This is a genomic window from Listeria booriae, assembly GCF_000766865.1.
Taxonomy (GTDB): domain Bacteria; phylum Bacillota; class Bacilli; order Lactobacillales; family Listeriaceae; genus Listeria_A; species Listeria_A booriae.
The window spans coordinates 352,036-376,320 of record NZ_JNFA01000019.1; the positions used below are offsets into that span (position 1 = coordinate 352,036).

The 24,285-nt window shown below is 45.8% G+C and carries 18 protein-coding genes and 1 pseudogene; 1 reads left to right on the plus strand and 18 read right to left on the minus strand.

Going from position 1 to position 24,285, the window contains the following annotated elements; translation table 11 throughout:
* Nucleotides 1-19: 19 nt before the first annotated feature.
* The 18 genes and pseudogenes from EP57_RS07670 to EP57_RS07750 form a co-directional block, all read right to left on the minus strand.
* Nucleotides 20-1,669: a poly(glycerol-phosphate) alpha-glucosyltransferase gene (locus EP57_RS07670; RefSeq protein WP_036085613.1), complete on the minus strand. Its 1,650-nt coding sequence runs from the start codon at nt 1,667-1,669 to the stop codon at nt 20-22.
* Between the two features lie 74 nt (nt 1,670-1,743).
* Nucleotides 1,744-1,884, minus strand: coding sequence for an LPXTG cell wall anchor domain-containing protein (locus EP57_RS17160; protein WP_241480714.1), 141 nt, complete (start codon nt 1,882-1,884; stop codon nt 1,744-1,746).
* A gap of 2,394 nt (nt 1,885-4,278) precedes the next feature.
* Nucleotides 4,279-5,415 (minus strand): annotated as a pseudogene (locus tag EP57_RS17350) (Lmo1799 family Asp-Ala repeat surface protein); the annotation flags it as partial.
* A gap of 564 nt (nt 5,416-5,979) precedes the next feature.
* Complete coding sequence (gene ffh, locus EP57_RS07680) at nt 5,980-7,344, minus strand: signal recognition particle protein (protein WP_036085614.1); 1,365 nt, start codon at nt 7,342-7,344, stop codon at nt 5,980-5,982.
* Between the two features lie 12 nt (nt 7,345-7,356).
* Entirely contained in the window at nt 7,357-7,689 is a 333-nt protein-coding gene (locus tag EP57_RS07685) for a putative DNA-binding protein (protein WP_036085696.1), read from the minus strand.
* Nucleotides 7,690-7,829: 140 nt separating this feature from the next.
* A complete protein-coding gene (gene ftsY / locus EP57_RS07690) occupies nt 7,830-8,819 on the minus strand; it encodes a signal recognition particle-docking protein FtsY (RefSeq protein ID WP_036085615.1) in 990 nt (329 codons plus the stop codon).
* Nucleotides 8,820-8,833: 14 nt separating this feature from the next.
* The gene (gene smc, locus EP57_RS07695) at nt 8,834-12,394 is read right to left on the minus strand and encodes a chromosome segregation protein SMC (RefSeq protein WP_036085617.1); all 3,561 of its coding nucleotides are present in this window, start codon (nt 12,392-12,394) and stop codon (nt 8,834-8,836) included.
* Between the two features lie 19 nt (nt 12,395-12,413).
* Nucleotides 12,414-13,103, minus strand: coding sequence for a ribonuclease III (rnc, locus tag EP57_RS07700; protein ID WP_036085619.1), 690 nt, complete (start codon nt 13,101-13,103; stop codon nt 12,414-12,416).
* Between the two features lie 197 nt (nt 13,104-13,300).
* The gene (locus tag EP57_RS07705; protein ID WP_036085620.1) at nt 13,301-13,534 is read right to left on the minus strand and encodes an acyl carrier protein; all 234 of its coding nucleotides are present in this window, start codon (nt 13,532-13,534) and stop codon (nt 13,301-13,303) included.
* 277 nt (nt 13,535-13,811) lie between these two features.
* Complete coding sequence (gene fabG, locus EP57_RS07710; RefSeq protein WP_036085622.1) at nt 13,812-14,555, minus strand: 3-oxoacyl-[acyl-carrier-protein] reductase; 744 nt, start codon at nt 14,553-14,555, stop codon at nt 13,812-13,814.
* Nucleotides 14,555-15,499 carry an ACP S-malonyltransferase gene (gene fabD, locus EP57_RS07715; RefSeq protein WP_036085623.1) on the minus strand — a complete coding sequence of 315 codons (945 nt, stop codon included), beginning with the start codon at nt 15,497-15,499 and terminating at the stop codon, nt 14,555-14,557. Before fabD ends, fabG begins: the two co-directional genes overlap by 1 nt.
* Nucleotides 15,492-16,529, minus strand: a complete 1,038-nt coding sequence (gene plsX, locus EP57_RS07720; protein ID WP_036085624.1) for a phosphate acyltransferase PlsX — start codon at nt 16,527-16,529, stop codon at nt 15,492-15,494. Before plsX ends, fabD begins: the two co-directional genes overlap by 8 nt.
* On the minus strand, nt 16,526-17,116 hold the full coding sequence (gene fapR / locus EP57_RS07725; RefSeq protein WP_036085625.1) for a transcription factor FapR: 591 nt from the start codon (nt 17,114-17,116) through the stop codon (nt 16,526-16,528). The genes plsX and fapR overlap by 4 nt, the downstream gene beginning before the upstream one ends.
* 94 nt (nt 17,117-17,210) lie before the next feature.
* Nucleotides 17,211-19,259, minus strand: a complete 2,049-nt coding sequence (recG, locus tag EP57_RS07730; RefSeq protein ID WP_036085626.1) for an ATP-dependent DNA helicase RecG — start codon at nt 19,257-19,259, stop codon at nt 17,211-17,213.
* A complete protein-coding gene (gene sdaAA, locus EP57_RS07735; RefSeq protein ID WP_036085627.1) occupies nt 19,243-20,142 on the minus strand; it encodes an L-serine ammonia-lyase, iron-sulfur-dependent, subunit alpha in 900 nt (299 codons plus the stop codon). The genes recG and sdaAA overlap by 17 nt, the downstream gene beginning before the upstream one ends.
* A 62-nt stretch (nt 20,143-20,204) precedes the next feature.
* Nucleotides 20,205-20,867: an L-serine ammonia-lyase, iron-sulfur-dependent subunit beta gene (sdaAB, locus tag EP57_RS07740; protein ID WP_036085698.1), complete on the minus strand. Its 663-nt coding sequence runs from the start codon at nt 20,865-20,867 to the stop codon at nt 20,205-20,207.
* A gap of 111 nt (nt 20,868-20,978) precedes the next feature.
* The gene (locus tag EP57_RS07745) at nt 20,979-22,637 is read right to left on the minus strand and encodes a DAK2 domain-containing protein (protein WP_036085629.1); all 1,659 of its coding nucleotides are present in this window, start codon (nt 22,635-22,637) and stop codon (nt 20,979-20,981) included.
* A gap of 15 nt (nt 22,638-22,652) precedes the next feature.
* Nucleotides 22,653-23,018: an Asp23/Gls24 family envelope stress response protein gene (locus EP57_RS07750; protein WP_036069692.1), complete on the minus strand. Its 366-nt coding sequence runs from the start codon at nt 23,016-23,018 to the stop codon at nt 22,653-22,655.
* A 1,057-nt stretch (nt 23,019-24,075) separates the two neighbouring features.
* On the opposite strand from EP57_RS07750, the gene rpmB reads away from it, so the two are divergent.
* Nucleotides 24,076-24,264 carry a 50S ribosomal protein L28 gene (rpmB, locus tag EP57_RS07760; RefSeq protein ID WP_036085631.1) on the plus strand — a complete coding sequence of 63 codons (189 nt, stop codon included), beginning with the start codon at nt 24,076-24,078 and terminating at the stop codon, nt 24,262-24,264.
* The last annotated feature ends 21 nt before the right edge of the window (nt 24,265-24,285 follow it).

Genomic DNA, 24,285 nt, shown 5'->3' on the forward strand with positions numbered 1-24,285 from the left:
TTTGTAAAGTGTTTTTTCTTTACAGTTGCATTTTTTCTTTTGTTTTGTTCGTTACGCCCTCTGTTATTCTGCTTAAATAACGGCAATACCCAGAAATATTGTGCTCCACATCGTCAATTCGGACGCGGAAAGAATGATGCCGAATGAAGAAACTATGCAAAATTCGCTTCGGATTTTTGTAGTACATCGCGAGTTCGGGATAAAATAAACCGTTGAGTTGGAAATCTGCGCGTTTTTCGATAGTCGTTTCTAATTTTTCGAGGTTGTAGTTTTTGAGTAAGTAGCCTTTGTTTGCAGCCTCGATGCGTTCGCACATATCGTGTGTGGCGACGGTTAGTTCGAGGAATGTTGGGAACGCTGTTTCGCGATGGTAAATAAAATCGAGACGTCCGAATGCGTTTTTCAAGCCAAATTCGAAGTAACGGTCTTCTGGTGCGTATTTTGTTATTTCATTTGTGCAATAGCTAAGCCAATGATCATGATTTTTCCAATAGGATTTCTCGATGAAGTAATCGAACGCTTTTTTTGCTGTATTTAGCCATGTTTCGTCTGGGTCAATGGCATATAAACGCATAATCGCGAGTACGGCCTCCCCATCGTAATAAATAATTCGGAACGAATCTTTAACTGCGAGCGTTGGATATTCTAACACGTGAATAAATTGCCCATTTTCTTGTTGTTGATCGCAAATCGCACGCGCTAAATTTTGACAAAGCGGTAAATATGCCATGTCTTGTGTTACTTGCATATATTTTGAAAAAGCTAAAATTGCCGCAGCGTTCGCGCCCAGCTTGATTTCATTCGTATCGCGTTCAATCACATACGCCCGGTCGCCTTGTTCGCGAATTAAGTCAATCGCTAGGAATCGTAATGCTCTTTTAGCTGCAGTGAGTATCGCTTCATCTCCAGAAACCTCATAAGACTCCATCATCGAATACGTGGAACTCGCGTGGCGCAAACTATTGTAATGCTTAATTTTCTTATCAAAACAAGCAAAATAGCCATAGACAAATTCGCCATCGACGCCTACCTGATCCGCCAAATAAGCGCCCGCCCGATGAATAACCCCCTCGATTTCCGTTGGTGTTAGCTCCATTATTCTCCTGCCGTTATTCAAATTATCGCTACGTAACTCCAACACATCATTCCTATCAAAATAATACCCAAACGTATCAAAAGTGATGATTTCAGAATCCGCCTCAATTTGCAATTTGCCATGCACTTTATTCGCCTGAACTAAATAACGATTCAAGTTCTCCAAATTCAGCGCAATACCTTCATCTTTCTGTTGTATCATCGCATTACCATTCACTTCCTGCTCTAACAAAGCCGTGTAGAAGCCTTTATCAAACGAGATTCCTTTGCGATAATAATTCTTCCTTGTATGTAACGTTACTTCGTTCCACTCTGAAAAAAGCACCGTTTCAAATCCATACGCAACATCAATTTTAAACGTTCTATTTTCTGCTTCCTGTTGCAGTTTTTTATGAATTTGTTTAAAAATATAATCGAGCGATGCATTGCTAAAATTATGCACAGTCGCACGCTTCGTTTCAAAATCGAGCGAAAGAAAGACCTTCCATTCACCTTTCCAATTGAGCGTCTTTTCTTGTTTCCCCTTTACTTCTATTTGATTTTTTATCATCGAAACCGCTTCTAAGCTTAGCATTTGCCCCACTCCTTCTTTTAAAATAACGGCCTCCTTACCTCCAAAAGTAAAGAGGCCGATTTTCGATATTTCTATTATTCTTGTGGTTTTCTGCGGAACAGTCTCAGTAAGAAGCCACCAGCAAGAAGTAGTAAACCGCCACCAAACCATTGAGCGGCTGTGGAATCCTCATCACCAGTCGAAGGTAATGCCGAATCCGAGGTCGAACCAGTCATTGTTGTAGCTGACGTAGAACCAGTTCCACCCGTACTAAGCGGCACAACTACCGAACCTGTGGAAGTAGTACCACCACCAGTTCCCGTTGTTCCAGTACCCGAGCCAGTTCCTCCAGTACTTGTATTAATCGGCGTTACAGGATCATTGTCACTATCAGAATCAGCGTCAGCATCCGCGTCGGCATCAGCATCGGCGTCGGCATCCGAGTCTGAATCCGCATCTGAATCCGCATCTGAATCTGCATCTGCATCGGCGTCAGCGTCGGCGTCAGTTTCATCGACAGCTGGGAGCACAGTAGTAGAAGCAACAGCCCCGACCTTCGTTTGATCACCACGTTGCGCAACTAGGTATGCAGTAATGATATCTCCAGCAACCAATGTGTGTCCAGTAATATTAGTAGAGTAAGTGCCATCAGGATTTATAACAATATTTCCAAGAATAGTACCATCAGGCAATTGCAAAATCAGTTTTAACGTAGTTCCCGCTGGCAAAGTCTTCGCAATCGCTTGTACACGTTGGACCAAAGCACTAACCGAACTAGCACTAGAATATCCAGTCTCACCCCGAATGAAAGTATCACCCGCATGTACCGGATTAATCAAAGGTCTGTCAACCGTAAAAGTAGGCCATCCTCCATCACCATCGGAATCTGAGTCAGCGTCAGCATCCGCATCAGCGTCGGCATCCGCATCAGCATCGGCGTCAGCATCAGCGTCGGCATCAGCGTCAGCATCCGCATCAGCGTCGGCATCCGCATCAGCATCCGCGTCAGCATCCGCATCGGCGTCGGCGTCGGCATCTGCATCAGCATCAGCATCAGCGTCGGCATCAGCGTCAGCATCCGCATCAGCGTCGGCATCCGCATCAGCGTCAGCATCCGCATCGGCGTCGGCGTCGGCATCTGCATCAGCATCAGCATCAGCATCAGCATCTGCATCTGCATCCGCATCGGCGTCAGCATCAGCATCGGCGTCAGCGTCAGCATCGGCATCCGCATCAGCGTCGGCATCTGCGTCGGCATCCGCGTCAGCATCAGCGTCGGCGTCAGCATCCGCATCCGCATCAGCGTCGGCATCTGCATCTGCGTCAGCATCGGCATCCGCATCAGCATCGGCATCTGCATCGGCGTCAGCGTCGGCATCCGCATCAGCATCGGCATCGGCATCTGCGTCGGCATCAGCGTCCGCATCGGCATCAGCATCAGCATCGGCATCCGCATCGGCATCCGCATCGGCATCGGCGTCGGCATCAGCATCCGCATCAGCATCCGCATCCGCATCTGCGTCCGCATCGGCATCTGCGTCGGCATCCGCATCAGCATCAGCATCGGCGTCGGCATCAGCGTCGGCATCCGCATCAGCATCCGCATCAGCATCCGCATCAGCATCGGCGTCCGCATCCGCATCAGCATCGGCGTCGGCATCAGCGTCAGCATCCGCATCTGCGTCAGCATCCGCATCGGCGTCAGCGTCAGCATCAGCATCAGCATCCGCGTCAGCATCAGCATCAGCGTCGGCATCTGCGTCGGCATCTGCGTCGGCGTCAGCATCAGCATCAGCGTCGGCGTCAGCATCCGCATCAGCATCAGCATCAGCGTCGGCATCTGCATCGGCGTCAGCATCGGCATCCGCATCAGCATCGGCATCTGCGTCGGCATCAGCGTCCGCATCGGCATCCGCATCAGCATCCGCATCTGCATCCGCATCAGCATCGGCATCCGCATCGGCATCAGCATCCGCATCAGCATCAGCGTCGGCATCCGCATCGGCATCTGCATCCGCATCAGCATCTGCATCAGCATCTGCATCCGCATCGGCATCAGCGTCGGCATCTGCGTCAGCGTCTGCATCAGCGTCTGCATCGGCATCAGCATCAGCGTCTGCATCAGCGTCTGCATCAGCATCTGCGTCGGCATCTGCGTCAGCATCCGCATCAGCATCGGCATCCGCATCGGCGTCAGCATCCGCATCGGCATCTGCATCCGCATCGGCATCCGCATCAGCGTCTGCATCTGCATCGGCGTCAGCGTCTGCATCAGCATCTGCGTCGGCATCTGCGTCGGCATCTGCGTCCGCATCCGCATCAGCATCGGCATCCGCATCGGCGTCAGCATCCGCATCGGCATCTGCATCCGCATCGGCGTCGGCATCCGCATCAGCGTCCGCATCGGCATCTGCGTCAGCGTCAGCATCGGCGTCAGCATCCGCATCGGCGTCAGCATCCGCATCGGCGTCGGCATCGGCGTCAGCATCCGCATCTGCGTCGGCATCGGCATCTGCGTCAGCATCAGCGTCCGCATCCGCATCGGCGTCCGCATCCGCATCGGCGTCCGCATCCGCATCGGCGTCAGCATCCGCATCAGCGTCCGCATCCGCATCGGCGTCGGCATCCGCGTCGGCATCAGCATCGGCGTCGGCATCAGCATCAGCGTCCGCATCCGCATCAGCATCGGCATCCGCATCGGCGTCAGCATCCGCATCGGCGTCGGCATCTGCGTCAGCGTCAGCATCTGCGTCAGCATCCGCATCGGCGTCCGCATCCGCATCGGCGTCAGCATCCGCATCGGCGTCGGCATCGGCATCAGCGTCGGCATCTGCGTCAGCGTCAGCATCAGCGTCCGCATCGGCATCGGCGTCGGCATCCGCATCGGCGTCGGCATCCGCATCTGCATCTGCATCTGCATCGGCGTCAGCATCCGCATCGGCGTCAGCATCCGCATCAGCGTCCGCATCCGCATCGGCGTCGGCATCCGCGTCGGCATCCGCATCGGCGTCGGCATCTGCATCGGCGTCAGCATCAGCATCAGCGTCGGCATCCGCGTCAGCGTCAGCATCAGCGTCAGCATCGGCATCCGCTTCCGGAGCCTCAATAAACGTCCTAGCCCCACTATTATTCAACAAATCAACATCAATAAAGTTATCTCCAGCCATAGCATAGAAGTCCAACCGACCATCCCCAACACCAGAAGGCAAGGCAGCTACACCTAGAGCAGCTAAATCAATCGTCAAAGTAAACGTTGTTGAGCCAGCGACCGAAACACCTAACCCATGTGTCACATTCGCACCAATTGTTCCAGCCATTGGGTCAACAATTAAATTATTCCCCGTTACAGTCCCATTATCACTCAAGCTAGCACCAAGCACACCCAAATACGGAATACTATAATCAATTTTAGTATTTGCTTTCACATTTGGATTCGACAGTAACGATTTAAGTTCATCTGGTAATTTAAAATAAGGATAGTAATGCTGTAATAATCCGATATTTGCTATTTGCGTACCTACTAATTTAATAACAAGTTTCCCGTTCACATAACTAGCATCCAACGTAGAATTACCCAATAAACTAATCGTCGCCGCATCAACTTGTGAATTTCCTACAATAAGACCTCTTCCTAAATCATCATAGTGTAACGTAATCGGTGATGACACAATTGTCGCAGCAGTAAAAAGTGTGGCTATCATTTTTGCCTTTTGGTTACTTTTACGATTCATTCTGCCCTTATAATCTACTTGCCTTTTCCCCATTATTTTTCCCCCTCATTGCTTCGGTTCCCCGAGCCGCAATTACTAATAACAAACGAACTACGATACATCCCTCCAACATTTTTATTCTCCATAAATTCTGTTTTTTGCATCACCTACTTTCATAAACAAAGAAAATACTGCTTAATATACATTAGGTATCATTTTTACATATGTTAAATAAACATTTTTTTATAAATAAGTTATATGTACACATAATATACACGTCAATAGGCGCATAAAAACACTATACCCATTACCTTTATAAATTATACAAAAAAAGTAAAAGTAACTATATTAGAATATTAATCCAAGAAATATCACTAAATTAGCTAAAAATGACCTAAAAAAGATACATTAATAATAAAATAAAATATAACGCACTGAAATACTTGGTTTTAAGCATAATAAAAACAGCTTGTATCAACTACTTTCTTGTTTATTAATTTACAAACCTATTTTACGTAAAAAGGTAATATATAACTAATTGGGAAAAACTGCACAATAAAAACCGATAAAAAAGCATGGCATATACCACGCAATTTTATCGGTTTTTATTTGTATATTTTATTAAAATGGTAGTTTGAAGTTACCGAATCCGCCACCACGTTTTTTCTTCCCTTTTCCAGTTCCACCCATTCCAGACATTTGTTTCATCATTTTCTTCATTTCGTTAAACTGTTTTAATAAACGGTTCACTTCTTGAATTGGGCGTCCAGAACCACGAGCAATACGCTTGCGGCGGTTGGCGTTGATAATATCAGGATGGTCTTTCTCCGCTTTGGTCATCGATTTGATAATCGCTTCGATATGCGTTAACTGCTTCTCATCGACTTGCATGCTGTCTAAGCCCTTCATTTTGTTAGCGCCAGGCATCATTTTAAGCAGTTCATCAAGTGGCCCCATTTGGCGAACTTGTTGTAGTTGTTCTAGGAAATCATCCAGCGTCATCGACATATCTTTTACTTTTTGTTCTAGCTCGCGTGCTTTGTCTTCATCCACGGTCACTTGTGCTTTCTCGATAAGTGATAACACATCGCCCATCCCAAGAATACGGGAAGCCATACGATCTGGGTGGAAGCTTTCTAGCGCCTCCATTTTCTCGCCCATACCGACGAACTTAATTGGTTTTTCCGTAACGGAACGGATAGAAAGTGCGGCACCACCACGTGTGTCGCCGTCTAATTTCGTTAGGACAACACCTGTAATATCGAGTTGGTTATTGAAGCTTTCTGCTACATTGACAGCATCTTGCCCTGTCATCGAGTCGACAACGAGCAGGATTTCAGATGGATTAGCGATTTCTTTCACAGCAACCAATTCGTCCATTAACTCTGTATCAATATGCAAACGACCCGCTGTATCAATTAAAACATAATCCAGATGGTCTTCTTTTGCTTTAGCAATCGCTTGTTTGGCAATTTCCACTGGGCTTACTTGATCTCCCAATGAGAAAACGGGCATGTCCAGTTGCTTACCTAATGTTTCTAACTGCTTAATCGCGGCAGGACGATAAATATCCGCAGCAACAAGGAGTGGTTTACGATTATATTTCTTGCGCAGTAAGTTGGCTAGTTTTCCGGTTGTGGTTGTTTTACCAGCACCTTGGAGACCTACCATCATGACAACAGTCGGTGGTTTGTCCGCTACAGCTATCTTGCTTTCTTCGCCACCCATTAATGTTGTTAGTTCTTCTTGTACGATTTTAATGACTTGCTGACCTGGTGTAAGGCTCTTCATAACCTCACTACCAACCGCACGCTCGCTCACCGTTTTAATAAATTGTTTGACTACTTTAAAGTTAACATCGGCTTCTAGCAATGCAAGCCGTACTTCGCGCATCATTTCTTTAACGTCCGCTTCATTGACTTTCCCTTTACCACGGATTTTATTCATCGTTTCTTGTAAGCGGCCGGCTAATCCTTCAAATGCCATATGCGTCGCCTCCTAATCCATATTTTTAAGTTGTTGAAGTAGTGCTGCTACTCCATCATCTAATTGTTTATGTTGCGTTAAATGCTGTTCGATTTGTTCAATCAATTGTTCGCGTTCTTGGTATTTCTGCAAAACACCCAGCTTCGTCTCGTAATTCTCTAAGACCGCTTCTGTGCGCTTAATGTTGTCATACACCGCTTGTCTGCTCACTTCGAACTCCTCAGCAATCTCGCCAAGCGACAAATCCTCCAAATAATAAAGCGAAACATAGGACTTCTGTTTCTCTGTTAAGAGCGATTCATAAATATCAATCAAAAAATTCATTCGCGTCGTCTTCTCAAACACCCGCACATCACCCTTTCCTACAAGTTCGCTGTTACCTTCAAGGATACGCATATTAACAAGGCTTGTCAAGCGCTTTAAGACTGAAAAATCATGTGTAAAAGGAAGGCCAAACACTCCGGCTCAGCCTTCCCATTCGCTATTTATGCTTTCGCCTCATCAATCACATCAGCGAACAGCCCATAAACATATTCATTCGCGTCAAACGCCTGCAAATCATCCATTTTCTCACCTAGACCGACAAATTTAACCGGAATATGCAACTCATTGCGAATCGCAATAACAATACCGCCTTTTGCCGTTCCATCTAGTTTTGTTAAGACAATGCCACTCACATCTGTCGCTTCTTTGAATTGTTTCGCTTGCACAAAAGCATTTTGCCCTGTTGTCGCGTCTAAAACTAGCAATACTTCATGTGGCGCATTTGGAACTTCGCGGGTAATGACACGTTTTACTTTTTCTAACTCGTTCATCAGGTTGACTTTATTTTGCAAACGTCCAGCTGTATCGCACAGCAATACGTCGACACCGCGGGCTTTCGCAGCTTGAACCGCGTCAAACATCACTGCAGCAGGATCACTGCCTTCTGCTTGTTTAATCACATCCACGCCAACACGCTCGCCCCACACGTCTAATTGGTCGATGGCGCCTGCTCGGAACGTATCACCTGCAGCAAGCAAGACATTCTTACCTTCTGATTTGAGATGATGTGCGAGTTTACCAATGGTTGTTGTTTTACCAACGCCGTTAACACCAACGAATAGAATAACCGTCAGGCCTTCTGATTGTATGTTTAGCTCTGGCAGTTCCTCGTCTTCACCTTGATAAATTGCTACCAATTTCTCGACAATCACTTCTTGTACTTCTTTCGGGTCTTGGATATTGCGCAATTTCACTTCCTCACGAAGCTGCTCGACAAGTTCCATCACCGTTTCAAAACCAACGTCGGCCTGAATCAGAATCTCTTCTAGCTCTTCAAAAAACTCTTCGTCGACTTTGCGATAACGCGCCACAAGCTCATTCATTTTCCCTGAAAAATTGTCACGCGTTTTGGATAAGCCGTCTTTGAATTTTTCTGTCACAGCATCCGTTTGTTGGGTTAACTTATCTTTAATCTTTTTAAAAAATGTCATCGGATTTGCACTCCTTATTTGATTAGTTCTGCGGTTTCTTCTAAGCGCACGGAAACGAGCTTGGAGACACCTGATTCCTGCATGGTTACACCGTATAAGACGTCTGCTTCTTCCATCGTGCCTTTACGGTGGGTAATAACGATAAATTGAATATTCGTTTCAAACTTTTTCAAATAACGACTAAAGCGCGTCACGTTGGCTTCATCAAGCGCGGCCTCGACTTCATCCAAAATACAAAACGGCATCGGGCGAACACGAATAATCGCAAATAGTAAAGCAATGGCTGTCAGCGCCCGTTCTCCGCCGGAAAGCAAGCTTAAGTTTTGCAGTTTCTTGCCTGGTGGTTGTGCTTCAATATCCACACCGGTCGTTAAAACTTCTTCGGGATTATGAAGGATCAGTCGCGCTTGCCCGCCGCCGAATAGTTCTGGGAACACAATCGCGAACTCCGTTTGAATCGCCGTGAAAGATTCCTCAAACCGTTTCTTCATTTCCTCGTCCATTTCATCCATGACTTGGAATAAAGTTGACTTCGCTTCTAATAAGTCCTCTTGTTGGCCGTTTAGGAATTCAAAACGTTCTTTAATCCGCTCGAATTCGTCGATAGCACCAATGTTAACAACACCGAGTTCGTCGATGGAGCGTTTTAGTAGGCGGACTTTAGAGCGTGCCTGGTCAATATCCATTTCAGCGATGGCACGTTCTTTAGCCGCTTCAAAAGTTAAGACGTAAGCTTCTGATAGGCGGTCCAAACGATTTCCCACATCTGCGTCTAGACGGCTCATGCTGACTTCTGCCGCTGTTTTTTGCTCCATATAAAAGCTTGCTTGGTTATGTTTTTGTTGCAAAACTTCTTCTTGAACAGTTAAGCTTTCTTGTAATTCCACACGTTTTTCGCGAAGCTGGTCGCGGTTTGTCGTCGTTGTTTCTTTTTCCTCGCGAGTGTTGTTGATCGTTGTCGCTAGTTCTTCCGTGCTAGAATGTACCGTTTCGATGTTGGTTTTTAGCATGGAGAGCTTCGATGTGATGGCTTCTTTTTCGACATAGTATTCGCTAATATCGGCTTCAACGCTTGCCAGTGCTTGTTCTGCGGTTTGCAGTTGTTCGCGACTGACGGCCACGCGTGATTTCAGCGTCGAGTAGCTTTCTTGATCGCTTGCTCGGTTATGTTCTTGTTCTTTGCTTTGCTCGGTCATTTGCTGAATAAGCGCGTCTTTATCAGTAATTTCAATGGCTAGTGTCGCCAATTCTTGTTGCAATTTCGCTTTTCGTTCTGTTAAAAGTTCGACTTCGGAGTTGCCTTCTTCTTTTTCCATATCATAAATTTGCAACTGCTTGTTCGCCGCTGTTAGACGTTCTTCTGCGCGTTCTTTTTTACCGAGTAATTCGGTTTCTTGCAGGCGTAGTGTTTCACCGACAGAACGTGCTTCTTCTAGCTGTTCGCGTTTTAGTTGCACTTCTTCTTTTAGTTTCGTAAATTGTTTCTCTGTTTGCTCCACGGTTTGCGTCATTTGGGCAATCGTTTTGCTTAAGTTTTCTAGTTCATGCTTTCGTGTCATAATGGACGACTTGCCTTGCGCTGTTGCCCCACCGGTCATCGAACCACCGGCATTCACGACATCGCCTTCCAGCGTCACAACACGGTAACGGAAATTGACTAGTTTGGCAAGTGTGTTCGCGCCTTTTAAATCTTTCGCCAAAATCGTCGTACCTAACGCGTTTAAAATAACGTTCTCCACTTGGGCATCATACGACAACACATCGCTCGCGAGTGCCACGAAGGCTGGCTGTTGCTCCAATGCGTTTTTAGTCGCCACTGGAATTTGGCGTGGTTGAATCGTCGACAATGGCAAAAATGTCGCCCGTCCCGCTCGTGTTTGCTTCAAATAACTAATCGCATCGCGCGCCGCTTGGTCATCGCGTACAATAATGTGCTGCGCATTCGCACCGAGCGCTATCTCAAGCGCCTTCTGATAATGTTCCGGAATGTCCACCAGCTCCACAAACGCGCCTAGAATCCCGTTTAGCTTCTTCTTCGCCTTCAGGACCTCACGCACACCTTGGAAAAATCCAGCGTAATCATCCGCCAGTTCCGCGAGTGTTTCCTTCCGCGACTTCGCTTGCTGAATCGCTTCATACTGCCGGTACATTTCCCGTTCCTGCTTCGTGAAAATCGCCTCATGTTTCGCCAATTCCTGCTGAATCGCCTGGTAATGCGCCACTTGCTCCGCCAACTTCTCCTGCATCTGCGTCGCGTGCTCCGTCAGACTCTCCACCGTCGCAATAATCTCATTACGCTCCGAAATATGTTGCTGATTCTCATGATCCAACTTGTCCGAGCGTCCTTGCATCTGCGCCAACTGCCGTTCCAAATACCCAATATCATTGCGCATCGTCGTCTGCATGTGGCGTAGCTCAATATAATCGCTCTTCATGCTCTCGATTTTTTCTTCCGAAAGATTATCATACTCGGCTAGTTTCGCCTCGAGCGCTTTCTTCTCCTTCATGAAAACTTCGAGTGCCGTCTCTTTTTCTAGTTTCTCTTGGAGCAATGTCTGTTTTTGCGTCTCGAGTGTTGTAATTCGCGACTCGATTTGCTGCAAGTTTTCATGTAATGCCTGCTCGTTCTCATTGCTGTGTTTCTTGCGTTCTAGCGCCACATTCCTTTGCCCTTCCAGTTGCTCCAGGCGTTCCGTGACTTCAAGCAAAGCCGCTTGCGTCACTTCCATTTCGTGGTCAATCGTTGCCAGCGCTTGTTTTTGCGTATAGATTTGCGTTTCTTCTTGCTTAATTTCTGCTTGCAATCCCGCCAAAATTTCTTCATTCTTTGCGAAATCGGCTTTTTGCAATGCCATTTTTTCTTTTGCGGCTTCAATTTCCGCGACGAGTAGCGATACTTCGAATTTCTCTAGCTCCTCTTGTTGGAACAAATAATCCTTCGCCACACTCGCCTGCATTTCTAACGGCTCTAACTGGCCTTCTAGCTCATACAAAATATCCTGCACGCGGTTCAAGTTCTCCTCGGTTTCGAAAAGCTTGTTTTCCGCCTGCTTCTTGCGATGTTTATATTTCAACACGCCCGCCGCTTCTTCAAAAATCGACCGCCGTTCTTCAGGTTTACTATTTAGAATCTCATCAATTTTTCCTTGGCTAATAATCGAAAATGATTCGCGCCCAAGTCCTGAATCCATAAACAAATCCACAATGTCCTTCAGTCGACACGATTGCTTATTAATTAAAAACTCGCTATCCCCATTTCGAAAAATTCGCCGCGTCACCGACACTTCACTATAATCTAGCGGCAAAAACCGATCTTCGTTCTCAAAAATCAAGGAAACTTCCGCAAAATTAATCGGCTTTCGCGTATCACTTCCCGCAAAAATAACATCACCCATCCGACCACCGCGCAGGCTCTTAGCTGATTGCTCGCCAAGTACCCAACGAATCGCCTCGGTGATATTACTTTTTCCACTTCCATTTGGCCCTACAATCGCAGTAGTGCCCGGCACAAAATCAATTACCATCTTATCTGCAAATGATTTAAAGCCATTCATTTCTAGCTTCTTTAATAACATGTCCGGACTCCTTTACCGCTTAGTTTTCGCGCAGTGCTTGGATGGCACTTTTTGCTGCATTTTGTTCTGCTTGTTTCTTCGTTTTGCCACTTCCCGCACCGCGTTTCTCGTTATTAATCGCAACGACAGCTTCGAACGCTTTGCTATGCGCTGGTCCTTTTTCATCGAGAATTGTGTACGTAATAACGACATCGCGGTCTTTTTGAACGATTTCTTGCAATTGTGTTTTGTAATCCACGGTTTGCTCGAAATGCCCGGCATCGATTTTCGGGAAAACAACGCGCTCTAAGAACCGCACCACTTTGTCCATCCCTTGATCGAGGAACAATGCGCCGATGAAAGATTCGAATACGTCGGCAAGTAAGGCTGGACGGGTTCTTCCGCCTGCTCGTTCTTCGCCACGGCCAAGTCGGACATAACGCGAGAAATTAACCACCTCAGCAAATGCCACAAGCGAAGGTTCACACACGATCGCCGCCCGCATTTTTGTCATTTGTCCTTCTGCCATGTTTGGAAATTTCTTGAACAAATAGTGGGAAACCGTTACTTCTAACACCGCGTCCCCTAGAAACTCCAAACGTTCATTGTCTTCAATTTTTTCTTTGCGATGCTCATTGACATACGACGAGTGCGTAAAAGCCGTTTTTAGTAGCGTAATATCCGAAAAAGTAAAGCCGACACTCTCTTGCAATTCTTCCCAAAGATTCATACGTAAAGCCTCCATTTCATTTTAGAAACACATCATAGCTTTATTTTCTAAACACCTAAAAAAGACTGCTTAGAAAATAAACTTTAATGTGGAAAAAGAGGATGCCTGTCGTGCGCAGAATTTTTAACCGGATAACCCGTCTAAAACAGTCTGTGCTACCTAGACACCCTCGTTCATTTGATTAAAACAAGTCGGATTTATGCGTTACTTTCTATGTACTTCACTGCATCCCCAACTGTTCCGATGTGTTCTGCATCTTCATCAGAAATTTCTACACCAAACTCATCTTCAAGTTCCATAACCAATTCAACAACATCTAGTGAATCTGCACCTAGATCGTCTTTGAAGGAAGCTTCCAAAGTAACTTTAGATTCCTCAACGCCTAAACGGTCAACGATAATCTTAGTCACTTTCTCTAATACTTCTGCCATTGTTTACTTCACCTCCCTCCAAGTATTATATAGGATTTCTTCGCATTCGTAAACTATTAATTAAAAAAACCTAAGAAACCCAGCCCCACCAACAAAAAATCCAAGCACAAAAAATCATGTTTTAACGCCATTCAAACTCCGTGTCACCACACCAGCGCGAGCGAGAACAGCTTAGATCCTAGGCAAAGCCGAGCACCGGAGCGGAATGTACGATTTGTACATGAGCACCGGAGCACAGGCTTTAACGACGGAGATGAGCTGTTCTCGCTCGCGCTGCCTACATTGTCATGCCGCCGTCAATTGCAACAGTCTGCCCTGTCATATACGACGAAACATCACTAGCCAAGAATAACACAGCGTTTGCCACGTCTTCCACGCTACCGTATTTGCCTAGTGGGATTTGTGCCAGCATCGCTTCTTTTGTTGTCTCATCTAGCTCGTCAGTCATTTCCGTTGCGATAAAACCTGGAGCAACCGCATTAACATTAATGCCACGCGTTGCTAATTCACGTGCCGTTGTTTTTGTTAATCCAATCACGCCAGCTTTACTTGCAACATAGTTAGCTTGCCCTGCATTCCCAGTAATCCCAACTACCGATGTAATATTGATAATTTTGCCGTAGCGTTGTTTCATCATTGTCCGTGAAACAGCTTTTGAGCATAGGAAAACACCTTTTAAGTTCGTGTCGATTACAGCGTCCCATTCGTCGACTTTCATGCGCATTAAAAGGTTGTCGCGCGTGATACCAGCATTGTTTACCAAAATATCAATACGACCGTATTTGTCTACTGCTTCTTTAAATAACGCTTGCACGTCTTCTTCAACAGCGACATTTGCCTTCATTGCGGAAGCTTCCCCGCCTGCTGCTACAATCTCACTTACAATTGCTTCAGCGGCTTCTTGAGAACCATTGTAGTTAAAAAATACTTTGGCGCCTTGTTTGGCGAGTGTCATAACGATTTCGCGTCCAATACCGCGTGATCCGCCTGTGACAACGGCTACTTTATCTGTTAACGTCATTATTTTGCCTCCTTTAATTGTTCTGCTACTTCTTGAACGGAAGCAACGTCACCTGCTGCTAGGATGGTTACATCACGATTAATTTTTTTAATAAGTCCGGAAAGCACTTTGCCTGATCCGATTTCTACGAATGTGTCTACGCCTTGTTCGATAAGGTTGGCAACAATGTCCTCCCATAAAACTGGCGAATAGATTTGTTGTACGAGTTTTTCTGGAATCGCTGTTTTATCTGTTGTTGCTTGGGCGTCGACGTTTTGTACGACTGGAATCGCGCCGTCTTGGAATGTGACTTGCGCTAGTTCTGCACGGAAATCTTCGGCAGCTGGAGCCATTAGTTTGGAATGGAACGGACCGCTGACTGCAAGTGGCATGACGCGTTTTGCGCCTGCTTCTTTTGCTTGTTCGCCTGCTTTTTCAACGCCTGCTACTGTTCCTGAAATAACGATTTGGCCTGGGCAATTTAGGTTGGCAAGTTGCACGTCATCACCTGCTGCTGTAACGCTTTGCGTGATTTTGCCTAATGCTTCACGGTCAAGTCCTAAAACGGCTGCCATGGCGCCTTGGCCATTTGGTACGGCTGCTTCCATTAGTTTGCCGCGGCGATGCACTAAATGAATAGCGTCTTCGGCCATCAAGTAGCCGCCTGCAACTAGCGCGCTGTATTCGCCTAAGCTATGTCCTGCGACAAAATCTGCTTTGACGCCATGAGTTTCTAAGGCGCGCAAAATAGCGACACTCGTAGATACAAGGGCAGGTTGCGCGTTTTCGGATTTCGTTAATAACTCAATAGGACCATCCTTAATGATATCTGTGATGGCATAACCTAATTTAGCGTCTGCTGCTGTGTAAACGGCTTGCGCTTCTTTGTATTCTGCTGCTACATCTTGTCCCATGCCTACTTTTTGTGAACCTTGACCTGGGAAAACGAATGCGATTTTACTCATTGTTTGTTCCTCCTTGATTTGCTTCTTCTGCTTCTGCGCGTAAATGACCGCTTGCCACTTCGCTCTTAATTGTTTCTACGACTTGTTTCTCAACCATGTCACGAGCTTGGCGGATAGTTGTAAAAATACCGTTGGCGTTTGATGAGCCATGGGCTTTAATGACTGGGGCTTGGACGCCGAATAGGCAAGCTCCGCCGTATTCGCTGTAGTCCATTTTTGCTTTTAGTTCCATCAAATCTTTTTTCAGGAAAGAGGCAGCGATTTTATTTTTGAAGCCGTTTAAAAGGCTCATTTTCATAAGGCTAAAGAAGGCTCCGGCTGTTCCTTCGATGGATTTGAGTACCATGTTGCCAGTGAAACCGTCTGTAACAATGACATCTGCTACGTCCATCATTAAATCGCGAGCTTCGACATTACCGACAAAATGGTATGCTTTCTGATTTTTCATTAGTTCGAAAGCGCGTTTCGTCAGGTCATTTCCTTTTGCTTCTTCGGTTCCGATGTTTAGTAAGGCAACGCGAGGTTTCTCGATTTTACGAACGTTTTCTGCGTAAACCGAACCCATTAAGCCAAATTGTAGTAAATGTTCGGGTTTCGCATCGGAATTGGCACCTAAATCCAGCATAACAAAGCCTTTTCCTGTTACGGTTGGCAAGGTTGGAGCGAGCGCTGGACGGTCAATGCCTTTGATACGGCCAACAACGAACAGTCCCGTGGCCATTAATGCACCAGTGTTTCCAGCTGAAATACACGCGTCTGCTTCGCCATCTTTCACTGCTTGTGCGGCTAAAACCATGGATGCTCTTTTTTTACGTTTTACGGCACGGACTGGCTCATCGTCGCTTTCGATTTTTTCGTCTGTATGTACGATTGTGATGCGGGTTTTGTCAGCCAGGTATTCATTGATTTTTACTTCATCACCAAAAAGCAGGAATTCTACATCTTTATATTGTGCAGCGGCTTTCATGACACCTAATACGATTTCTTTTGGTGCGTTGTCGCCGCCCATTGCATCTATTGCAATTTTCATTTCACTTCAGTCCTTTTACTTTTTTCCGTCGTGTGGTACATTTCGAATTTACCTTTTAGTACCACTTCATCGCCGACGTAGCTGTTTACATCTACTATTGTAATCGATCTACTATCTCGTTGGTCGCGCACTTTGGCTTTGGCTATGACGCGCTCGCCTTCTTTAACAGAATGAATAAACCGTACCGTGGCTTGTGTCGTCAGTGCCAAATCGTTTGGAATAATAGCAGTGGCCAGTGAGTTCGCTTGGGCAAACAAATGATGTCCACGGGCAATTTTATTCCGTTGAAAAACATGCTCTGGTCCAACTTCAAAAATCGAAATGGCGCCTTTGTTTAATTCAATATCAATGATTTCTCCGATAACTTCTTCGATTGGAAGAGAGCGAACTGCATCGGCATAGTTTTCGGAGGCAACGTGTTTGATTCGCTCGCGTAGTTCGGGAATTGCTAATGCAACGCGGTCTAGGCGCACCGTTTGAACGCTGACTTGGAATTTCTGGGCCAGTTGTTCGTCGGTGATAAACGGGTTCTCTTCAATCGCTTGAACTAATCGCGTCTGCCTTTCTTTTTTAGGGTACTTTTTCATCCGAATTCCTCTCGCTTCCACTCATTGTTTTAATACCAGATACTAAGAGTAATATATAAAAAATGCTAACAATATGCAAGTTATACGGCTGTGGTTAGTCTAATTTCTGTTCGCCAAAAACGCCATTTGCTTCTAAAAAAGCGCGTAATGGAGCGTATTCTTCTGTTTCTAGGAAGCCTTCGTGGTAAATGATGTCGACAGCGTCTTGCCTTGCGATTTCTAACACGCGGTAATCGTGCACCATGTCGGCCACTTTGAATTCTGGGATACCGCTTTGTTTTTTGCCGAAAAAGTCACCTGGGCCACGCAATTCTAAATCGCGCTCGCTAACAACGAAGCCGTCATTGGTCTCGGTCATAATGGTCATGCGTTCTTTACCGACTTCTGTTTTCGGATCAGCGATGAGGACGCAGTAAGATTGTTCGGCGCCACGCCCGACACGGCCGCGAAGTTGGTGCAGTTGTGCTAAACCGAAACGATCCGCGTCATAAATAACCATCATGGTCGCATTTGGCACATTTACGCCAACTTCTACAACGGTTGTGGAGACGAGACAATCGATTTTGTGGTCGTTGAAGTCACGCATAATTTGGTCTTTATCTGCGGGTAACAATTTGCCGTGCATGAGGCCCGCGGAGTGTTTGCCGTTCCATTTGCCGTTTAGAATATTGTAGACATCGATGGCGTTTTGGACATCTAGTTTTTCTGATTCTTCGATGAGCGGGCAAATAACGTAGGCTTGTCGTCCTTTTAGGATTTCTTGTTCGATGAAACCGATGACGCGGTCTAACATTTGGTGTTTCACCCAGTACGTCTCGATTTGTTTACGCCCAGCCGGCAATTCATCAATGATAGACACGTCCATTTCGCCAAAAGCAGTGATGGCAAGTGTCCGCGGAATCGGTGTGGCTGTCATGAAAAGGACGTCTGGATAGGTGCCTTTTTCTCGTAACACGCGACGTTGTTCGACGCCGAAGCGGTGTTGTTCGTCGGTGATGACGAGGCCGAGCTTTTGAAACACGACTTCTTCTTGAATGAGGGCGTGTGTGCCGACGAGGACATCGATTTGCCCGTCTGCAAGAAGGGCTAGCATTTCGCGACGGCGTTTTCCTTTGACGCTACTGGTAAGCAATCCGACGGTGACATCGAATGGTTGGAGTAAGTCGACAAGCGAGTTGGCGTGCTGCTCGGCTAGGATTTCGGTCGGGACCATCAAGGCGCCTTGGAAGCCGCTTTTGGCTGCTGCGTATAGTGCGATGGAGGCCACGACGGTTTTTCCTGATCCAACGTCGCCTTGTAATAGCCGATTCATATGGAAATGCGATTTCATGTCGCCGCATATTTCGTTGACTACGCGTTTTTGTGCGTCGGTTAGCGGGAATGGCAGGCTTTCGATGTAGTGACGCAGATCATTCACGTCGTAGTCGATTGAGACGCCACCTGAGCGCTCGCGTTCAATTTTTCGGAATAGCTGCATCTTGAGTTGGAATAGCAGGAATTCTTCGTACACCATGCGACGCCGTGCTTGTTTCAGATCTTCTGGGTTTTTTGGAAAGTGTAAGAACTGGACGGCTTCTTTGCGCGAAATCAGTTGGTATTTTTGCAACCATTTTTCTGGCAAAATTTCAACGATGTCATCGCCGTATGTATCGAATGCCGCGACGGTGAATTTAAGAAGTGTTTTATTGCGGATGGTGCCTTTGAGACGGTATACGCCTTCTAGTGCTTCTTCTGCGGTTTGGTGGCCTTTTTTGTATTTGCTAGCTGTAATTTGGGCGCGGCCTTTATCCCATTTCCCAGAAATAGTTACTTCGTCGCCAACTGCCAATTTTCCTTTTATGTATGGTTGGTTAAAAAAATCGACTTTGACGACTTGATGACCGGAGGCAACGCGAAAAGACAGCTTGGATTTCTTTCTTCCGTAATAGGCTAAAGTAGGCTCGGTCAGGACTTCTCCTTGCACCGTCACCCGTTCTTCATGCGCTACTTCGGACAAATCCCGCAAGCGATAATCTTCATATCGATACGGGAAATTAAAAAGTAAATCGGCAACTGTCTCTATATCTAATTCTTTTAATGTTTTCGCGGTTTCAGCACCGACGCCTTTAACATCAGTGACTGGAATTTCATTCAGATTCTTCACGTTCTTCTTGCGGCGACAAACCAAAGATCTTTCTTTGTACTGCCCTACCAGTAGGTGTTGCCGCTAGACCCCCTTCGCCAGTTTCACGCAATGAACTAGGCATTTGTAACCCAACGCGGTACATCGCCTCTATTACTTCATCACATGGAATTCTACTTTTTATGCCTGCTAATGCCATATCTGCTGAAATCATCGCCTGTGAAGCTCCTAGCGCGTTACGTTTGACGCAAGGGACTTCCACGAGACCAGCAACTGGATCGCATACAAGACCTAACATATTTTTCATCGTCATTGCCATCGCTTCGGCCGATTGTTCTGGTGTGCCTCCTGCTGCTTCTACAATGGCCGCTGATGCCATCGCGCTAGCAGAACCAATTTCCGCTTGGCAACCACCTGCTGCCCCAGAAATAAACGCTTTATTGGCAACAACAAAACCGAATGCGCCTGCTGTGAATAAGAAGCGCAACATCGCTTCACGAGACATGTCTAAACGGTCTTTCACCGCATATAAAACACCAGGAACAACACCCGCACTACCAGCAGTTGGCGTCGCGCAAATGACACCCATCGCGGCATTTACTTCGTTTGTAGCAATGGCTTTCGCTACAGCATCTAGAATCACTTCACCAGAAAGCATGTTTCCTTTTGCGATATAGTCACGCATTAAAACCGCATCTCCGCCAGTAAGGCCAGTCGTTGATTCCACGCCATCTTCCCCGCGCTTAATCGCCTCTTCCATCACTGTTAAATTACGATCCATTACTTCCAAAATAGTTTCCCGCGAACTTCCAGTAACATGCATTTCGCGCTCAATCATGATTTCCGAAATCGGCTTACTTTCGCGATTCGCGATGTCAATTAATTCTGCAACTGTGTGGAACATTTTATTACCTCCTACTTCTCATGTTACATACAAGAAAAATGGAGCATAACCGCACCACTTTTCTATAAAACAAAACTCGCCACTTGATAAATGTCTGGCAACTGCTTAATTTCATCCAAAACCGACTGTTCAACACGCTGATCGACTTCCAGAACCATTAAGGCTTCGTCACCTTTTACTTTGCGAGACACTTTCATTTGACCAATATTAATTTCATGTTTCGCAAAAATGCCTGATACAGCAGCAATCGCGCCAAACCGGTCTTTATGCAAAACTAAAACGGCCGGTGACATTCCTGTAAACTCTAACTCAAATTCGTTAAGACGCACAATTTCAATTTTGCCACCACCGATGGATGCGCCGACTAATGTCGTTTGTTGCATACCGTTTTTCAGTACAAGTTTTACCGTGTTGGGGTGGGAAGCTTCTTCTACTTCCTCAATGAAATTAATATGCATTCCCCATTCTTCGGCAAGCTTCATCGCATCAGGCATCCGCTCGTCATCTGTTTCAAAACCAAGCAAGCCGCCAATTAAAGCGACATCTGTTCCGTGACCTTTATACGTCTTGGCAAAAGAACCGTACAAATGAATGTCCACTTGCATCGGCATTTCATTAAACACACTACGCGCAACGGCTCCAATCCGACAAGCTCCGGCTGTGTGAGAACTTGAAGGTCCAATCATTACCGGTCCAATAATATCAAATACACTATTAAATTTCATCATGCCTCGCCCCTTCATGATTTCATAAAACGCTCTTTATTGCTATGTCTATAATAACTAAAAAATGAAATGTACGGCGCGATAATTGTTAGTTTGCCACGCCGCAACACTTTATTCTACTGAAAAAATATACGGGTAAACAGGTTGTCCGCCAGAATGAATTTCGAATTCGATATCTGGGAATTGATTCGATACTTCTTCGGCAATTTTTTCTGCGTCTGCTTCTGTGACATCCGCTCCATAAAGCAATGTCACGATTTCGCTGTAGTCATCCACCATTTTTGTTAGTGTAGCTACCGTTGTTGCTTCTAAGCTTGGATTGCTGATTTTAATATCGCCCTCTACGATACCGATGTAGTCGTCTTTTTTGATTGTTACGCCTTCTACGGTTGTATCGCGTACGGCTGTTGTTACTTGACCGCTTGATACGTCTTGGATAGCTGCAATCATTTCGTTCGCGTTATTTTCAAATGATTCTTCTGCTTGGAAAACAAGTAATGCCGCCAAACCTTGAGGAATCGTTTTTGTTGGAATGATTTTCACTTTATCGTCGCCCAGAATTAGTGCTGCTTGATCCGCTGCCATTTGGATGTTTTTGTTATTTGGTAAAACAAAAACTTGTTCGGCGTTTGCGGATTCGATCGCCTTCACGATATCTTCTGTGCTCGGATTCATCGTTTGTCCACCGGAAAGTACGACTGTTGCGCCAACGCTTTCGAATAAACGTTTGATGCCATCGCCGACGGAAACAGTCACAATGCCGTATGGCGCTTTTTCAGAGACTTCTTCTGGTTTATCTTTAACGACTTCGCGATGCTGTTCGCGCATGTTTTCGATTTTTAGTTTGATTAGGCTTCCGTATTGTTGGCCGTAGTTCAAGACTTTTCCTGGGTACTCGGTATGCACATGTACTTTGGCTACTTCGTCATCGGCAACGACTAGTAAGGAGTCGCCCATTTCGGCAAGGTCGTCGCGGAACTGTTCTTCGTTAAATTTCTTTTGACCTGTCTTGTTTTCGTTAATTTGCACCATGATTTCTGTACAATAGCCGTAAACAATGTCTTCTGTTGACATGAAATCTTGGACGTGACGATGATGTTCTGCGTTGATAAGTTCGCCCATGGACGCTGTGTAGTTCGTCATGCCTTCTTCTTTTCCAGTTAACGCTGCGTAGAATCCTTCGTAAATAATGATTAAACCTTGCCCACCGCTATCAACAACGCCAACTTCTTTTAGAACTGGTAGCATTTCTTGCGTTTTTGCAAGGACGATTTTACCTTTTTCTAAAATTTGTTGCATCACAAACTCGATGTCTTCGGATTCGTTTGCCGCGATAGCCCCTGCTTTGGCTGCTTCACGCGCAACAGTCAGAATGGTGCCTTCGACTGGTTTCATAACCGCTTTATAAGCCGTCTCAACGCCTGCTGTGAATGCTGCAGCGAATTCTTTTGTATTTAGTTCTGTTTTACCTTCAATGGCTTTTGAAAAACCGCGAAACAGTTGGGATAAAATAACGCCCGAGTTACCACGTGCCCCCATAAGTAAACCTTTAGCTAGACTTGCCCCGACAGTACCTACCGTTGTTAAACTATTACGTCCAACTTCTTGGGCACCGCTTGTCATTGATAAATTCATATTTGTTCCCGTATCGCCATCTGGCACCGGAAATACATTTAATGAATCGACAAAGTCAGCATTTTTTGCTAAGTTTTCTGCTCCTGCTGCGATCATTGCCGCTAATTTCTCTCCATTTAACTGATACATCACCACGATTACGTATCCTCCTTATGCTTCGTTCGTCACACGGACACCCTGGACATAGATATTCACAGAATCCACTGTGATGCCCAACGTTTTTTCTAATGTATACTTCACGCGCTCTTGTACGTTATGCGCAACTTCTGAGATTTTAGTGCCAAAACCGACGATAATATACATATCAATATTCAAACCGTCGTCTTCTTGACGAACAATAACACCTTTCGTATAGTTCTCGCGGCGTAAAATATCGGTCAAGCCGTCGCGAATTTGGTGCTGACTCGCCATGCCTACAATACCAAAATTCTCTTCCGCTGCCCCGCCTGCGAGTGTGGCGATTACATCTGTCGTAATGTCAATTTTGCCAAGTTTTGTTTCCATTTCAATTGTCATCTTTATAGTTCCTCCTTAATTAAGTAAGGTTGGTAAAAGTGCTTCGCGAAAAACGAGCGCTTTAGTTTGCTATTAAAATTATACTTACATTGCTGTACTTCTCTATTCTACTATATTAATGGGGGGTTGGGAAGGAGTTTGTTGCAGCACTTACGAAGTGCTCGGACTGAGTTAGAGCTGCAATATGCATGTGAGCGGAGCGAGGATGTAATCCTTTGGGTTGAGATGACGGGGAATTTGGATAAATGGAGGATTGGACGGAGAGCTTTTTTAGTGGGGACGCATGCTTGCTTGTTTGCTGAATTAGAGTCTCAATATGCATAGGAGCGAGAGCGAGTATGTAATCCTTTGGTTGGTAGGTGACGGGAAACTTGAACTAGCAGGAAATGGAATGGGGATTTTTTTTCTAACGTTTACGTTCGCTATGCCTGACTGAGTTAGAGCTGCAATATGCATGTGAACGGAGTGAGGATGTAATCCTTTGGGGTTGAGGTGACGGGGATTTGGATAAATGGAGGATTGGACGGGGGGCTTTTTTTAGCGGAGGTGTCTGCTTTCCTTGTTTGCTGGGTTTGGACTTTCTGGAGACATGGCTACCGTCATGTTTTTACTTATGACTAGTTTTCCATCTTGGGTAGCCCGTCTAATTTGGTGTCTAGCCTCACGGGCTAGCTCCTCGAAAACTTCACAGCCTCCATAAAAAGCAAGAGCAGCTTTTTACTGCGCCTGCTCCAGTTTTTGTCGGAGCTGGGCGAGCCCGTTCGGCTTTTCGGGGTTGTCCAGCCTCACACGCCAACTCCTCGAAAACTTCACAGCCTCCATAAAAAGCAAGAGCGGCTTTTTACTGCGGCCGCTCCAGTTTTTGTCGGAGTTAACGGGCGTGTTCGGCTTTTCGGGCTGTCAAGTAAAAATTCTTTGCAGGTTTTTCGCTTAAGAGGTTGCAATTGGGGTTTGTTTATGATAAATTATTGTAGTGTATGAAAAACAAAAAGCTATTTTTTATGCGATAGATGATAAGCAGCTTTTTTGAAGTAGCTCTGTAAGGAGGGAAATAACGATGGCAAAAGAATGTGTAATTACAGGCCGTAAATCTCGTTCTGGTAACAAACGTTCCCATGCGATGAATGCGAGTAAACGTACTTGGAAAGCAAACTTGCAAAAGGTTCGTATTTTAGTAAATGGCAAACCTAAAAAAGTTTGGGTTTCTGCTCGTGCGCTTAAATCTGGTAAAGTTGAACGCGTTTAATAAGAAAATGGATGCAGTGTC